Annotated in this window: 14 protein-coding genes and 2 tRNA genes; 6 read left to right on the top strand and 10 right to left on the bottom strand. The window is 41.1% G+C overall.

The genetic code is table 11. The features are described from left to right. Window positions 1-84: 84 nt before the first annotated feature. The 3 genes from CYG50_RS22560 to CYG50_RS22550 all read right to left on the bottom strand — a co-directional run bounded on the left by CYG50_RS22560 (window position 85) and on the right by CYG50_RS22550 (window position 3411). A complete protein-coding gene (locus CYG50_RS22560) occupies window positions 85-999 on the bottom strand; it encodes a nucleotidyl transferase AbiEii/AbiGii toxin family protein (protein ID WP_102140288.1) in 915 nt (304 codons plus the stop codon). 8 nt (window positions 1000-1007) lie between these two features. Then, window positions 1008-1844, bottom strand: a complete 837-nt coding sequence (locus CYG50_RS22555) for a type IV toxin-antitoxin system AbiEi family antitoxin (protein WP_102140289.1) — start codon at window positions 1842-1844, stop codon at window positions 1008-1010. A 502-nt stretch (window positions 1845-2346) separates the two neighbouring features. After that, window positions 2347-3411 carry a tartrate dehydrogenase gene (locus CYG50_RS22550; protein ID WP_102140290.1) on the bottom strand — a complete coding sequence of 355 codons (1065 nt, stop codon included), beginning with the start codon at window positions 3409-3411 and terminating at the stop codon, window positions 2347-2349. A 102-nt stretch (window positions 3412-3513) separates the two neighbouring features. On the opposite strand from CYG50_RS22550, the gene CYG50_RS22545 reads away from it, so the two are divergent. Further along, entirely contained in the window at window positions 3514-4428 is a 915-nt protein-coding gene (locus tag CYG50_RS22545; protein ID WP_102140291.1) for a LysR family transcriptional regulator, read from the top strand. Window positions 4429-4462: 34 nt separating this feature from the next. Then, window positions 4463-5368 (top strand): helix-turn-helix domain-containing protein, encoded by a 906-nt coding sequence (locus CYG50_RS22540; protein WP_102140292.1) that lies wholly within the window; start codon window positions 4463-4465, stop codon window positions 5366-5368. Between the two features lie 45 nt (window positions 5369-5413). On the opposite strand, the gene CYG50_RS22535 is transcribed toward CYG50_RS22540, so the two are convergent. The 3 genes from CYG50_RS22535 to CYG50_RS22525 are packed head-to-tail and all read right to left on the bottom strand — an operon-like array spanning window position 5414 to window position 8996. Then, window positions 5414-6367, bottom strand: a complete 954-nt coding sequence (locus CYG50_RS22535) for a PDR/VanB family oxidoreductase (RefSeq protein ID WP_102140293.1) — start codon at window positions 6365-6367, stop codon at window positions 5414-5416. 16 nt (window positions 6368-6383) lie between these two features. Then, window positions 6384-7832, bottom strand: a complete 1449-nt coding sequence (locus CYG50_RS22530; RefSeq protein ID WP_102140294.1) for an NAD-dependent succinate-semialdehyde dehydrogenase — start codon at window positions 7830-7832, stop codon at window positions 6384-6386. Between the two features lie 36 nt (window positions 7833-7868). Next, a complete protein-coding gene (locus CYG50_RS22525) occupies window positions 7869-8996 on the bottom strand; it encodes an aromatic ring-hydroxylating oxygenase subunit alpha (protein WP_102140295.1) in 1128 nt (375 codons plus the stop codon). 321 nt (window positions 8997-9317) lie between these two features. On the opposite strand from CYG50_RS22525, the gene CYG50_RS22520 reads away from it, so the two are divergent. Further along, entirely contained in the window at window positions 9318-10877 is a 1560-nt protein-coding gene (locus tag CYG50_RS22520; protein ID WP_202981448.1) for a BCCT family transporter, read from the top strand. Window positions 10878-10964: 87 nt separating this feature from the next. On the opposite strand, the gene rimI is transcribed toward CYG50_RS22520, so the two are convergent. Further along, complete coding sequence (gene rimI / locus CYG50_RS22515; RefSeq protein ID WP_102140296.1) at window positions 10965-11417, bottom strand: ribosomal protein S18-alanine N-acetyltransferase; 453 nt, start codon at window positions 11415-11417, stop codon at window positions 10965-10967. Beyond that, entirely contained in the window at window positions 11386-11796 is a 411-nt protein-coding gene (locus CYG50_RS22510; RefSeq protein ID WP_102140297.1) for a DNA polymerase III subunit psi, read from the bottom strand. Before CYG50_RS22510 ends, rimI begins: the two co-directional genes overlap by 32 nt. A gap of 133 nt (window positions 11797-11929) precedes the next feature. Between CYG50_RS22510 and rsmC the strand changes: the two genes are divergently transcribed. The 3 genes from rsmC (at window position 11930) to CYG50_RS22495 (ending at window position 13375) form a co-directional block, all read left to right on the top strand. Next, on the top strand, window positions 11930-12943 hold the full coding sequence (rsmC, locus tag CYG50_RS22505) for a 16S rRNA (guanine(1207)-N(2))-methyltransferase RsmC (protein WP_102140298.1): 1014 nt from the start codon (window positions 11930-11932) through the stop codon (window positions 12941-12943). 196 nt (window positions 12944-13139) lie between these two features. Further along, window positions 13140-13225 (top strand) — tRNA-Leu (locus CYG50_RS22500). A 64-nt stretch (window positions 13226-13289) separates the two neighbouring features. Next, window positions 13290-13375: transfer RNA gene (locus CYG50_RS22495), tRNA-Leu, on the top strand. 195 nt (window positions 13376-13570) lie between these two features. Here CYG50_RS22495 and CYG50_RS22490 read toward each other — a convergent pair. Continuing rightward, window positions 13571-13825, bottom strand: coding sequence for a DUF1435 family protein (locus tag CYG50_RS22490; RefSeq protein ID WP_004905763.1), 255 nt, complete (start codon window positions 13823-13825; stop codon window positions 13571-13573). A 120-nt stretch (window positions 13826-13945) separates the two neighbouring features. Next, window positions 13946-14473, bottom strand: coding sequence for a GNAT family N-acetyltransferase (locus CYG50_RS22485; protein WP_102140314.1), 528 nt, complete (start codon window positions 14471-14473; stop codon window positions 13946-13948). Window positions 14474-14532: the final 59 nt, after the last annotated feature.

The raw sequence follows: 14532 nt of genomic DNA, 5'->3' as shown, positions 1-14532 counted from the left end.
TCTGATTTACCACTTGTTAATGGTCAGAAAGGTGCATGATTTGTTCAGAAGATCAGCCCTGCATAAACATCTATTTTTAAGAAATCACATACTGAGAACATCTTTCAGCTTTTCTAAGGCTTGTGTATGTTTGTCATTCGGCATTTTTGCTAAATTGATTTGTTTCCATTTGATGGCAGGAAGCTCACAGACTCCATTCAGGCCGAGTAAAGACCAGTCAGGTTCTCGATTTTTAAAGGATAGCAAAAAAGCCTTTTCAACATCGGTCAGTCCTTGGTGAATGAGGTCTACTAGGCGTCCCCTTACGGTTTCCAGTTCCACCAACGGGACATCCGTCTCGGCCATGTTAGTAAACTCACCTTCATAGGTGGCAGTAATATCCTTAAATTGCGGACTGAGCAATTCTGCCATTGGCCGATTATGGCTTGATAAATAAACGAGTAATGCTTTACGAATTTCATCCGTTAGCCCTTCATTCTCCAAAAGCAACTTCACATCAAATAAGTCTCTTGGATGCTGTCTATCCAATGCTGCACATATCTTTCCAGCATAAAGATCAGCTAAGTCAACAACAGGTATTTCAACATAACCAAATTCGTCTTCTACGACTGCGCAAACTTCCATCAGCTTTGGTTCATAAACAGTACCGCGCAATACAGGTGATAACTCGACTTTGATCTGCACACCGTTGCGAGCAATGATCAACCTTAGAGCATCGCGTTTTGACCGATAAGCTTCCGTTAGCTCGACATCTTTAAATGTTATTTTTAAATCCACGCTAATAGCATCAAGTGCATCACAGATTTCCTGCAAGGCATCATCACGGCTCTTCATTGGCAGATACACCAAATCAATATCGACCGATAAACGAGGAAAGTCTCTGACAAATAAATTGATTGCTGTACCACCTTTGAGCGCAAAGCATTTCTGTTTGGCAACGAAAGGCAATACCTGTATCAAAAGCTGTACTTGCTTGTAATAAATACTGTTTCTATCCATCGCTGAACTTATCCTTTACTTGCCAACACCATATGCTGAGGTACTGTTATTAGATACTCTGTATCCAATTTTCCACCTTTAGCAACAACACGCTTACCTGAGCCTAAATCGTAATTTTCTACATTTAACTTATCAAACCAAGGATAAGCTTGGCGTTTTGCAAGCCAAAAGAACAATCGTTTGACCTTTACGCTTTTACACGCTTTTAAGAGCGAATCTAGTTTTCTTGGAGATAAATTCACCAACCCCTGCATTAGCTCATCGGCATGTTCAAATGACACACTTTCAGGCAAATCCACCAACACTTCCAATATGGCTTTTTCAGGACATGAAAAATATACAGGTGGTAATTGCTCTCCCCATTCATGCTCTTTAACGAATGCTCTATCTTTGAATAAGCTCTCAGGCCAAAGTTTACTTGTACTATGTCCTTCGAACTTAATTGGCAATGACAGTCTCTCAAGCCAGGAAGGCAGTTTTCCCGTTGCATATAAATGAATATGAGGTGTACTTCCTAATGACAAATATTGCGACAAACCAGATATGGAAAGCGCTGACAACCCACCGACCACGACAGGCGGAAGTTGTTCATCTGCACTTTTATTCATCATACGCTGCATAGAAGCGACTACGCCTTCCCAAGTGACTGTTCGAGAATACTGGCTGTAAACACCTATAGCTAGCGGCAATAACGTATCGGTTTTGACAGCGTTATCCAACGCATGAGCACTCAAGCCCTGCTCTGCAAGCCATTTTTTTGTTGCTAACATACCATAAGGTAAAAGAGTTTTAAGAGACTGCTTATAAGACTCTTTCACCGTTTCGCGCTGGGAATGACTAACCATTTTTAAACACCAAACCTTTTTCTAGTTTATCTCTTTACTATTTTACGGCTAATATCGCCGTAAAACCTAGACTTAATAAACTATCACAACAAGGCGTGGTTTACTATTCTTTCTATTCACGGCGAATATCGCCGTATAATTTCCAACTTTTAAACCAAATCTACCGAAAATTAGAAAACTTACTTTGTCCAGTCCGCGAGTAATATCTGCAATGTTTTGGTGTGTTTGCTTTGTACAGTTACTAGATCAAGTGATAAAAGAACAAGTCCCATCCGAAGATGGAAATTTTTAGCTCAATCCTATGAATAACAAGGGATACAAGACGGTTTATGTCATGGAATTTTCGCCAGAGGCCCATAAAACGGAATTTGTACTCAAGTTTGTACACACTTTCCGAAATCACACTTGAACATCATTGAAAAGCAAAGCACCGAGGAACAGTCAAAACAGTCCCCCGATGGCTCACGAAATTGGCTCAATAAACAGCGTCTTTATGCATCAACTAAGCACTGACCAAACGGGCTATTTCATCCCCCAACGCCTGCGTACTGGCATCGCCACCCATATCACGAGTCAAATGTTGACGTTGTTTAATCGCGGTTTCTACCGCAGACATAATCGAATCATGCATCTCAGGGCACCCCAAGTGCTGCATCATCATGGCTGCCGCCCAAATCGTACCAATCGGGTTAGCAATATTTTGCCCTGCAATATCCGGTGCTGACCCATGAACCGGCTCAAACATCGATGGGAATTGTTTTTCTGGGTTAATATTGGCAGACGGCGCAATCGCAATGGTACCTGTACAAGCTGGCCCTAAATCAGACAAAATATCGCCAAACAGGTTTGACCCAACAATCACATCGTAGAACTCTGGCATTCTCACTAAGTTTGCAGCAAAAATATCAATATGAAATTGGTCAACTTTGATATCTGGGTATTGCTTCGCTATTTCGGCTACGCGACTATCCCAATAAGGCATTGAATGAAATAGTCCGTTGGATTTCGTCGCTGAACTTAAATGTTTTTTCTCACGCGACTGTGCCAAATCAAAAGCATATTTTAAAATACGGTCTGTTCCCTTACGGGTAAAAATACTTTGTTGCAGCACCATTTCTTCATCAGTACCTTCGTACTGAATACCGCCAATCGCAGAGTATTCCCCTTCAACGTTTTCACGCACCACATAAAAATCAATATCTCCCGGTTTTTTATCTGCTAACGGACACTTAATGCCATCAAACAGACGGACAGGACGCAGGTTAACATATTGGTTGAAAGCGCGGCGGATAGGTAATAACAGCCCCCATAATGAAATATGATCAGGAACACCTGGGAACCCGACTGCGCCTAAGAAAATCGCATCAAATTTTTTCAATTGTTCTAAGCCATCTTCAGGCATCATACGCCCCGTACGGTGATAGGTTTCGCACGACCAATCAAAATGGGTAAACTGCAATTTTATCCCGTGCTTATTTGCCGCTGCTTCTAATACTTTTAACCCTTCAGGGATCACTTCGGTACCAATACCATCACCAGGAATAACCGCTATGTTAAATTGTGACATTGTGAAAACCTCTGATAATTGAATTATGTCTGTTTGTTCTCCAGTTTAGGGGTTGCTGTGATAAAGTATAGATATGAAGTGTAATCCTTAGGTTTACAAACTATGAACAAGCTTCCTTCGTTAGAGGATATCCGCGTTTTTGTCACGGTTGCCCGTTTGATGAGTTTCTCTCAAGCCGCTTCACAGCTGTTGGTATCCCCAGCTTATGTTTCTAAACGCATTAAGTTGCTAGAAGAAAATTTAGGACAAACTTTATTTTTTAGAACTGCTCGCTCAATTAAGCTGACTCATGAAGGGCAAATTATTTTGCGTAGCAGTGAAATGATGCTAGCTGAATTGGAACAGATGCAACAGCAACTCAACGCCTGTCGCGAAGAGATCCGCGGCTCACTGCGTATCAGTTGTAGCACAGGCTTTGGCAGTACTTACATTAACCCGTTTATACTGACATTGCGGGGAAATTACCCTTTATTAGGCATTGACCTCACTTTAACCGATAAGTCTGTCGATATTATTAGTGAAAACATTGATGTTGATATCTGTATTGGCGGTACGATAGCTGAGCAATTTATTGCTAGGCGGATTGCACAAAACCAACGTATCCTGTGCGCTTCGCCAAGCTACTTAGCAACACACGGCTACCCAAAATATCCACAAGAACTGGAACAAAAGCACTTTTGTATTGCGATTAAAGAACGTAATCAAGCCCCCGCGGTATGGAAGCTTGAACATCAGCAAGAAAGTATGACGGTCACTCCCAATAGTAAATTAACCGTCAATAATGGTGAAGTCGCCAAGCAATGGTGCTTAAGTGGTGAAGGGATCCTATTGCGCTCCCAATGGAGTGTGCAGCCTGAGTTACAGTCTGGCCAATTAGTGCGAGTGTTACCGCAATGGCATCAAACCGCAGATGTTTATGCTGTATATTCGAGAAGTCTCCGAACGAGTGCTAACCTTAGAGTCTTTATCGAAAATCTAGAGCAATACCTTGCTACTCACTTATCAAATGGTTTTTAGTTAACCCCATAAGTTATAAGGTAAACATGAATTGATGACAGAAACAGAGACATTCAAAGAACGTTTGTTGAAATTGCTAAAACAGAAAAAAATGAGTCAATTAAAGGCAGCTGAAGCCCTTGGCGTTTCCCGAACGGCAGTTAACAAGTGGACGAAAGGCGGCATGATTGATGAAGATAATCTTGAAAAGCTCGCCACGTTATTGGATGTCGACAAGATATGGTTGAAATACGGTGAATATACCAATAATCAAATCACTGTTAGCAATTCAGGCGTCATGCGCAATATCAACGAAGTCCATCTTCAAGAATCCGCAGATATCGTGACATGGGAGTGGGACTTATTAACGGGGGAATTGAACTACTCCGACAACGTTGAAGCCGTATATGGCATCAAAATCACCAGTAATGAAGATTTCTGGGCCTTAATGAGCCATGACTCCAAGGAAAAGTTGGTTAATGGATATTCCAAAATTATCCGTGAAGGGGGTGCCCATGAAATGGATTTTAAAATTAACTGGGAAGGCGATTACCGCTGGATCACATCCCGAGCCACAGGCGTCAAAGGCCCTAATGGCAAAGTGACAAAACTGGTTGGGATCAGCTTAGACAACACAGAACGTAAAAATACTGAACTGCGCCTGCGTAAAATCAAATGCTATTTTGATGTTTTATTGTCCCATTTCAATCATTTAGTCGTATTTACCGATAAAGCAGGTGAAATATTAGCCAGCAACTTACACAACCAATCGACTGAAATAGATTACCTTGAACTACAACGTTTATTGTATCAGTTAGTGATTAATCATAAGCCATGGCTAGATGAAGTATTTCGGACTGGGCGGGGGCAAATCGTATTTCAAGACAAGCAAATTACCGCTTATCAACACTTGAATGATGAAAAACAGCCTTTTTTAATGTTTGAATTAAAAGATATTTAAAACAGGTATTCTGCCCCACTTGTGACCTAAGCGGGGCAACTTTGATTATAAATCAAGGACTAACCGTTTAGATTTAGCTCGAGAAACACACAACATCATCGTTTTCTGCTCAGCTTTTTCATCATCATCGAGGTAGTAGTCACGATGATCAGCCTCTCCCTCAAGTATTGCCGTTTCGCAGGTTCCACAAACCCCATTACGGCATAAACATTCCACGTTAATGCGCTTATCTGCTTCGATTACCTGCAAAATGGACTCATCTTTACCGATTTCTAAACTAAAGCCTGAACGTTGAAAATAGACCTCAAATGAATCCCCTTCGCTGGCAACTTCCCCAAAATTTTCAAAATGAACCTGTGATTCACCAAGGTGCTGATGGCCCTTTTCAATCACCTCATTAATTAATGATTGGGGACCACATACATACAGATGGCTATTGCTCGCTTGTGCTTGAACCAACTGTTCAACAGACATTCGTTGCCCTTGGCTGCTGTCATAAAGAAATAAACGCGAGCCAATACGCTGTTGCAAATGTTCAAGAAATGCCGCTGTTGCACTATCACGAAAACAGTAATGGAGCTCAAAATCCATTCCATTTTCTTCTAATTCATAGAGATAAGAGAGAAAAGGCGTGATCCCAATTCCACCAGCGATCAAAATATGCTTACATTGGTTATCCGGTGCCAACGAGAAAAAATTCTGTGCTGGTGACAGGTACAAACTGTCCCCTGGCGATAGCTGCTCATGCATAAATGCAGAGCCGCCTTTCGAGTTTTCATCACGCAATACAGAAATACAATAACTGCCACACTGCTGTGGGTCACTGATTAACGAATAAGCACGTTGTAAACCGGCCTGCCCATCCATGTGAACGGTAACGTGGCTACCTGCACTAAAAGGCACAAAAGTACCATCTTGCGCTACAAATTCGAACATCTTGATATTTGGGCTAACTTGCTCAATTCGGCTAATATTGACTGCAAATTTTTGTTGGTTCATCACAGTGCCTCTCTTATTATTCAATATCTAAACACAGATACTTAGTACTTAAATAATCCTCAATACCATATCGAGAGCCTTCTTTTCCTAGACCTGATTGCTTCACACCTCCAAAAGGAGCAACTTCATTAGAAATCAAGCCTGTATTGATACCGACCATGCCACTTTGTAGCTTTTCAGCAACACGATAAACACGGCTAACATCACGAGAAAAGAAATAAGCCGCTAAGCCATAAATCGTATTGTTGGCGCGAGTAATCACTTCATTTTCATCACTAAAACGAATCAATGTTGCAATGGGACCAAATATTTCTTCATGAACAATCTTCATTGAATCATCAACATCAACAAGGACTTTGGGATTAAAGAAATTGCCATACTCAGTGACTTCATTCCCTAAGGTTAATTGGCGAGCGCCTTTCGCTAATGCATCTTGCAATAACTCATTCATCCCATCGATAGCACGTGTTGTGATCATCGGCCCAATGTCGGTACTGGCTTCAAGACCATTACCGACTTGCAATTTGGCGACTTCTGTAACGAACTTGGTCTGAAATTCATCGAAAATCGCATCTTGAACATAAAAACGGTTCACACAAACACAAGTTTGCCCACCATTACGAAATTTCGCTTGAACCGCACTCTTTACCGCTTTATCAATGTCTGCATCATCAAAGACAATAAAAGGCGCGTTCCCCCCCAGTTCGAGTGAGGTTTTCTTAATCGTTGATGCGCACTGCTCAGACAATATTCGGCCAACTTGTGTTGAACCGGTAAACGAAAATTTACTGATAAGCTCATGTTTAGTTAGGCGTTCCCCTAGAACGCGAGAGTCCCCAGTAATGACGTTAAATATCCCAGCGGGGATACCCGCCTCATCAGCCAGCTGCGCTAAGGCAAGTGCCGTAAAAGGCGTTTCTGTCGCGGGTTTGATAACAATACTGCAACCCGCAGCCAGTGCTGGAGCCGCTTTACGGGTGATCATCGCTGCGGGGAAATTCCACGGGGTAATCGCACTACAAACACCAATCGGCTGCTTGATTGTCGAAAGACGGTTACTTCCCACCGTTTGAGGGATAGTCTCCCCATAAACACGTTTTCCCTCTTCCGCAAACCATTCAATAAATGACGCGGCATAACGAATTTCACCTTTTGCCTCATGCAGTGGCTTACCTTGTTCGAGAGTCATTAAACGCCCGAGATCGTCAACATGGGCTTCAATCAGCTCAAACCAGCGACGTAAAATGATAGAACGCGCTTTCGCTGTCAGCTTACTCCAGCCTTCCATCGCAGAATACGCAGATTCAATCGCCTCATTTACTTGTGTGGCCGACAGGCTGGGGATCGTTCCCAGCACAGATTGGTCAAAAGGATTAGTCACAGGGATTTTATTGTCTGAATCAACCCATTGCCCATTGATGTAACATGACTGACGAAATAGTGCAGGGTGAGTTAAATGATGCATTTGTGACTTCTCCTTTTATTTTTATGGTTAACGTAATTACTCAGTGTGCGCGCCAGCGATGATTTTATGGAAATGAGCAACGCCATGTTCACTAATCCCACTGCGCTGCCTGTCAGCCATGATACGCCCTTGGCCTCGATAGCCACGCGATCTCAACCCTTTTTGTACACTTTCTACTAACCGTAAATCTTCTGGGCGGAACACCGTGCGATACCATTCCACTAAGTTTTTCTGATATTCAGTCAACTCTTCATTGAGGAAATAAATATCATAGTGCTGCAAAGTTTCCCCTGCGCTCACAGGAAACTCATAAATGACTGTCATGAAATCGCCGCCTGGAGGCATATTGAACATAGTGCTTGGCCAAATCCAAAAACCAAAGAAACGCGGGTCTAAAACAGATTCATCAAATTGATAGGAGGACTCAGAAGGTTTTGCCTTACCAATTTGAACAGTCCAATTATCCAATAATTGGTGTTCGTATACGTTAACATCCACCGAACTTGCAAAGCTCACATGGTTGGTTGGGCAGTGATAACACTCAATATAGTTATCAACGATGGTCTTCCAATTAGCTGGTGTATGGCTAACAAACCGAGCGGCCAATTTTAAATCACTAATTACCGCACAAGCTTCTTGCATTTTTTCAGCTAAACCTGGAAGTTGCTCTTCAATAGGCTGAGGTTCGCCTACGGTCATATTTACATAGATAAACCCTGCATGTTCAGTAACATGGAAGCTACTTAATGTCATTGCATCAGCTTCAAAATTATTCACATTTTCACAGTTAGTCGCATGTGCTAATTGGCCATCTAGCTTGAATGCCCACGCATGGTAAGGGCAAGTAATCACATTTTTGACCTTACCACTTTCACCGCTGATCAACTGATGCCCTCGGTGTGGGCACACATTATAGAAACCGCGCAATACATCATCGCGACCACGAACAATCACAAGGCTTTCACCAATGAGTTCACGGGTAATATACGAATTTTTTTCTTTTACCTCACTAACATGTGCGACACAAACCCATGAATTAGCGAATATTTTTTCTTTTTCATACTCAAAAACATCATTAGACGTGTAATAACGCGCTGGGATTGTCCATGCGTTATCGATATCAAGGTGATCATTAATCGAAATGACTTTAGCTGCATTGCTCATAATTGCCCTCACTTATGTAAACTTATAGTTAACATCTTTTTTGAGAATGTTAATGCAGATCGCATTAATGATCAAACGAAATATTGATAAAAATTTAACCAAAAACATTTAATCATTATATAACAATAAGTTAAATTGATTTTAATTATTGAAACTGTTAATAATTGGTTAATTACTTGTTGACTACACAATCTTTGCATGGCTATTCTCTGTAAACCAAAAGTAGCAATTAACAAAAAAGTACCCTTAAAAACAAAACGAGTATTCCCTGCAAGCCAACTCTCATAAAAGAAAAAATAAGTGAGCAACTGGAGAAGAGGTATGATGAATCACAAAAAATCCGTATTTTACGTGTCGCTAGCCTTTAGTCTGGCGTTAATCAGTTTTGGTGCATTTATTCCTGATAAACTGGAAGCATTTTCACATTCCGCCTTAAGTTTTATCTATAACAACCTAGGTTGGTTCATCCTAGGTTCCGTTTTTATCTTTTTCAGCTTCTGTATGTTTCTCGGTTTTTCCAAATTTGGTCACATACGCCTCGGCGATGACAATGACAAACCGGAATACAGCACGGTCACCTGGATTGCGATGTTATTCAGTGCCTCGATTGGTATCAGCTTGATGTTCTGGGGGGTGGCAGAGCCAGTTTCCTATTATATCAGCCCACCCGTTGGGCAAGGCTTAACAGAACAGTCTGCCAAAGCAGCTATGCAATATGTCTATCTGCACTGGGGGGTTTCCGCATGGGCGTGTTATGCTCTCGTCGGTGTGGCTTTAGGCTATTTCCAATTTAGAAAAAAATTGCCATCCTCACTCAGCTCGGTTTTCTATCCCTTAATCGGGGATCGGATCTACGGCTCTGTCGGGAAATGGATCAATATCTTGGTGATGTTGTCCGTCGTCATTGGTATCGCCACATCATTAGGCTTTGGTACACTACAAGTTAACAGTGGCATGAATTACTTATGGGGATTGCCCATCAGTATTTATGTACAAATTGGCTTGATCGCAATAATTACCGTTGTTTATGTTGCTTCGACGATCTCTGGATTACAAGGAGCGATAAAACACCTATCAAACTTAAATATCATACTTGCCCTAGGATTGATGGCATTTATATTTTTGTCTGGCCCCACCCAAACTATCTTAAAAGTTTTATTCCAAGGTATTGGTGACTACGTCCAAAATTTTGTCAGTATGTCATTTCGCACTGAGCCCTATAATGACGGCACTTGGATTGCTAACTGGACACTGTTTTACTTTGGCTGGTGGATAGCATGGGCACCATTAGTGGGTAGCTTTGTGGCGCGTATATCAAAAGGAAGAACAATTAAAGAGTTTATGATTGGCGCAGTATTTATTCCTGTATTAAGTGCTTTTGCCTGGTTTGCAGTCATGGGCGGTTCTGCCATTCATTTAATTCAAAACTTAGGTCAAACCGCACTAGCAGATGCTGTAAAAACTGACGTCACATCTGCACTGTTTAAGTTTTTAGACTATTTCCCTGCATCGACATTTATTAGTGTCTTAGCGATTGTTTTAGTGCTGATTTTCTTTATCACATCAGCTAACTCAGCGGTATTTGTACTGGGAATGGTCAGTGAAAATGGCAACCCAAATCCTTCTCATGTTACTAAAACCATTTGGGGTGTCGTTATTGCTGCTATTGCGATTGTGCTAATTATGACGGGTGGCTTATCAGGCTTACAATCCGCACTGGTCGCCATGGCTGTGCCACTATCCATCATGATGCTAATTATGTGTTATTCCACATATAAAGGCCTCAACGAAGAAGTCAACGCACAAGCGGCGGCAAAAAAAGCGTTAAAAGATAATATCCAAATAATTAATAAGCCCATTCTTCCTGAAATTGAAAAATAAATTTCACTAAAAGCACAAAACCCCAGTATGTCTCATGACATATTGGGGTTTTAATTATATTAGTAATAAATTATTTGTTACTTAAATTTATTCATCAGAAAATAGAGTCAAAGCAAGTACTAAAGCATCTTCTCGGCCTTTTTTGGCGGGGTAATAATCTTTACGCACCGTCACTTGATGAAAACCTAGCTTATCGTATAGATGCAAAGCAGATGCATTTGATTCCCTCACTTCTAACCATAACGTGAGAATACCTTTCTTTACGAGTTCTTCAATGAGCTGTTCTAGCAACAAACGGCCATAGCCTTTCCCTTGGTAATCAGGGTGTATGGCAATATTAAACAAGGTCGCCTCATCAAGAACACACTGTGTTATTGCATAACCAACAATTTGATTATTAACAGATATTTTTATGTTATGGTACTTTTCCCCTTGGTTCCCATAAAAAACTCGCTCAGTCCATGGAAAATCATGGCTCAACTTCTCAATTAAGTACGCAGTTGCGAGATCAGATTGCTTTAGTGTTGAAATTTTCATCATATTGATAAATTTGTTTCCATAGTGCCCGTTTAGCGCTACAGCTTGTACTTAGCTCAGACAAAACGGGTGAAGTAAACATGATTTTTGAACCTTCAGGCTGGATTTCATCACCTAATACCCAACATGGTGTTATTATTGGTGTTGGGATTAAACCTAGTTGCTCTGAATTTACACAAACCACATCGTCCTGTGCAATATTCATGGAAAGAAAAATATCTTTTAGCAATTGGCTATTTAAATCAAGGTTCTCATCAGTAATAATAATAAGCTTAGTCGACGCTGGGATCCTTACACCACGCTCACCACGTAACACGGCAGGATTTCTCACCATCCATTGAGTGATCCCCAGTTGTTCTAAAAGCCTGTCACGTCGTGTCATTTGATTTTCCAGTCGCAATTTTACAACCACATCTTATCAAAGGGGATCAATAGCGCCAACAGAGCAATGCTATTTCTCTTATCTTTGGTAAGATGTCATCGGTTTTTTTATTATTTTAGGAGATTGACAGAATATGTCATTACTGACACCTGCCAGCGAAGTTATTCAACGCCATCTCGAACATTTTACAGATCGTCATGTCATTTTGGCCGGTGACATTCAGGATGAGCTCGCTGCAACCTTAGAAGCGGCTAGTGTTCGTGTCATCACCAACCAGTATCATCACTGGCAGCGTTTACAGCCGTTAATGGGAGATATGGCGTTATTCTCTGCCACTACGCCTGCGGAATTTATCCAGCCTTGCGATACTCTCATTTATTTTTGGCAAAAAAACAAGCAAGAAGCCTGTTTCCAACTCGATGACCTTTGTACTCATCTTGCTGCGGGTAGCCAAATCTTTATCGTCGGTGAGAATCGCAGTGGTGTTAAAAGCGCCGAATCCATTATGGAGGGGATCGCTAGCTTACAAAAAATTGACTCCGCACGTCGCTGTGGCTTGTACTATGGTGAATTAGAGCAACCAACCACCTTTGATATTGCTCGCTGGTGGCGTCATTATGAACTTGATAATGTTAGAATTAACGCATTACCAGGGGTGTTTAGCCATAATGAGCTTGATATCGGTAGTGACCTACTGTTATCAACATTAACCGATCCAATGAGTGGTGATCTGCTTGATCTTGCTTGCGGTAACGGTGTGATTGCCGCGGTGATCGGCTCACAAAACCCAGAGATCAAACTTACCTTAAGTGATGTCAGTGCGTCTGCACTAGATTCCGCAGCATCCACTCTTGAGGCCAATAAACTAACTGCTAAAGTCATCGCTAGTGATGCTTACTCAGATATTAACGATAAATTTGATTGGATTATTTCTAACCCGCCATTCCATGATGGCCTAAACACCAGTTATCGTGCGGTTGAAAATATGATTTACCAAGCCCCTAAATACCTGAAAAAAGGGGGCCGCTTGCGGATCGTTGCGAATGCTTTCTTACCATACCCTGATTTACTCGATAAAGCTTTTGGTAGTCACGAAGTACTTGCAAAAACGGGAAAATTTAAAGTTTACCAAGCAGTTAAGCGTTAATTTATACACGAGTAATTTAGGCTAAAGCACAATTTATCATGCTTCTCATTGGCTGGTGATCCTTCACCGGCCATTTTTTCATCAATCAAAAAATACTTCATAAAAAAATTATTGACGTTCGTCGAAATTAGCCTAAAATCCGCACCACATTATTGCTGGTTAAAAGCATTGATGGACCAAAGTTTAGTTAGGTACTGCGAGGGTGGCGGAATTGGTAGACGCGCTAGCTTCAGGTGTTAGTGTCCTATGGACGTGGGGGTTCAAGTCCCCCCTTTCGCACCACTAGCTTTGGGTAAATCACAATAATATAGTATTGATGTGACAGTAGTATTGATGTGACAGTATTGCGAGGGTGGCGGAATTGGTAGACGCGCTAGCTTCAGGTGTTAGTGTCCTTCGGACGTGGGGGTTCAAGTCCCCCCTTTCGCACCACTGGTCAGTCATTTTTTTATAACATCCTGCCCTTTTGACCTTCTCTGTAATGCTAACGCTGTCTTATTTGCCTTATTTACTATAAGACAATAATAAATCATTTAAATAAACCGTTATTTTGAATACCATTCAATTATCAATATCTTTCGATACCACTTTTTTCTGTTCTATTTAATTATCAATTAGATTATAGAGCTACCTTTGTAGTACAAAGGCCATCATAAAACATGCAAGTGAGATCACAGCTGGGATAATCAATAAACGACGAGAACCACGATTAAATAACATCCCCGCAGTTGCTACCATCATGATAATCATAATGATTTTTAAATTATCTAAGCCCATATTATTGAGTACATAAGCAATGCTCAACAATATCACAGCAAAGACACCCCAAAGGCCAGCGCCTATACGCTTTAAACCTGTGGTTTTTGATATGCTAGTTGGCATAGTGACCTCAACACCTTAAATGATAATGATTATCAATAATATCTAGTTTTTAGTAAATTTCAATGCTTTTTTATTTCATCGCCCTATAAATTAACACTTATTTTACAAAATAAAAACTTACTAAAATAGATAAATAAAGTGAATATCTTCAGGTTCCAATGCAAATAATTCAGGATCAGGTTGTGCAATTAAGGTACAGCCTAGGTATTGATAAAAGTGCACTGTATTTTCTGAAGGCGTCGCAGAAATATATAAGCCTTTTGCCCCTTTTTGCATCGCAATTTCAACACATTGCTGGAATAACATCCCTGCTAAACCTTCGCCACGGTACGAGTGGCTCACATGCAGGAAAGATAATTGCAGTAAATTTTTTTGCTCACCGCGCCACACATTATCTAAACTTGCAGCAGCAATTAACTTGCCCTGTTCAAAAACCCCAAGAAATACCGCGCCTTGGTCATAACTTTCCAACAAATGGGGGGTATAGGCTTCAGGTTCACCTTCTGGCCAACCTTTCATATCAAACCGCTGTTTGGATAGCACCAACTCGCCATTTTGATACAGATAAAGGTTTTCAATTAATTCAGTGCGGTCGATAGACCAAACAGATGGGATTTCATCTCGTTGTAGTTCGCGAACTTCTCTCATTATGCCATTCTCATTATTCGTGCCCATGAATAAGCACATTTATTGTTATCAGATAAATC

Source organism: Providencia huaxiensis (assembly GCF_002843235.3).
In the GTDB taxonomy this organism is placed as follows: domain Bacteria; phylum Pseudomonadota; class Gammaproteobacteria; order Enterobacterales; family Enterobacteriaceae; genus Providencia; species Providencia huaxiensis.
The sequence above is the reverse complement of the archived record's forward strand: the minus strand, read 5'-3'. Positions and strand labels throughout refer to the sequence as shown.

Coding starts and splice junctions, on each gene's coding strand:
- CYG50_RS22555 (WP_102140289.1), bottom strand. CDS start 1,844: ATGGTTAGTCATTCCCAGCGCGAAACGGTGAAAGAGTCTTATAAGCAG.
- CYG50_RS22525 (WP_102140295.1), bottom strand. CDS start 8,996: ATGAGCAATGCAGCTAAAGTCATTTCGATTAATGATCACCTTGATATC.
- CYG50_RS22510 (WP_102140297.1), bottom strand. CDS start 11,796: ATGACACGACGTGACAGGCTTTTAGAACAACTGGGGATCACTCAATGG.
- CYG50_RS22485 (WP_102140314.1), bottom strand. CDS start 14,473: ATGAGAGAAGTTCGCGAACTACAACGAGATGAAATCCCATCTGTTTGG.
- rsmC (WP_102140298.1), top strand. CDS start 11,930: ATGTCATTACTGACACCTGCCAGCGAAGTTATTCAACGCCATCTCGAA.
- CYG50_RS22490 (WP_004905763.1), bottom strand. CDS start 13,825: ATGCCAACTAGCATATCAAAAACCACAGGTTTAAAGCGTATAGGCGCT.
- CYG50_RS22560 (WP_102140288.1), bottom strand. CDS start 999: ATGGATAGAAACAGTATTTATTACAAGCAAGTACAGCTTTTGATACAG.
- CYG50_RS22520 (WP_202981448.1), top strand. CDS start 9,318: ATGATGAATCACAAAAAATCCGTATTTTACGTGTCGCTAGCCTTTAGT.
- CYG50_RS22545 (WP_102140291.1), top strand. CDS start 3,514: ATGAACAAGCTTCCTTCGTTAGAGGATATCCGCGTTTTTGTCACGGTT.
- CYG50_RS22550 (WP_102140290.1), bottom strand. CDS start 3,411: ATGTCACAATTTAACATAGCGGTTATTCCTGGTGATGGTATTGGTACC.
- CYG50_RS22530 (WP_102140294.1), bottom strand. CDS start 7,832: ATGCATCATTTAACTCACCCTGCACTATTTCGTCAGTCATGTTACATC.
- rimI (WP_102140296.1), bottom strand. CDS start 11,417: ATGATGAAAATTTCAACACTAAAGCAATCTGATCTCGCAACTGCGTAC.
- CYG50_RS22535 (WP_102140293.1), bottom strand. CDS start 6,367: ATGAACCAACAAAAATTTGCAGTCAATATTAGCCGAATTGAGCAAGTT.
- CYG50_RS22540 (WP_102140292.1), top strand. CDS start 4,463: ATGACAGAAACAGAGACATTCAAAGAACGTTTGTTGAAATTGCTAAAA.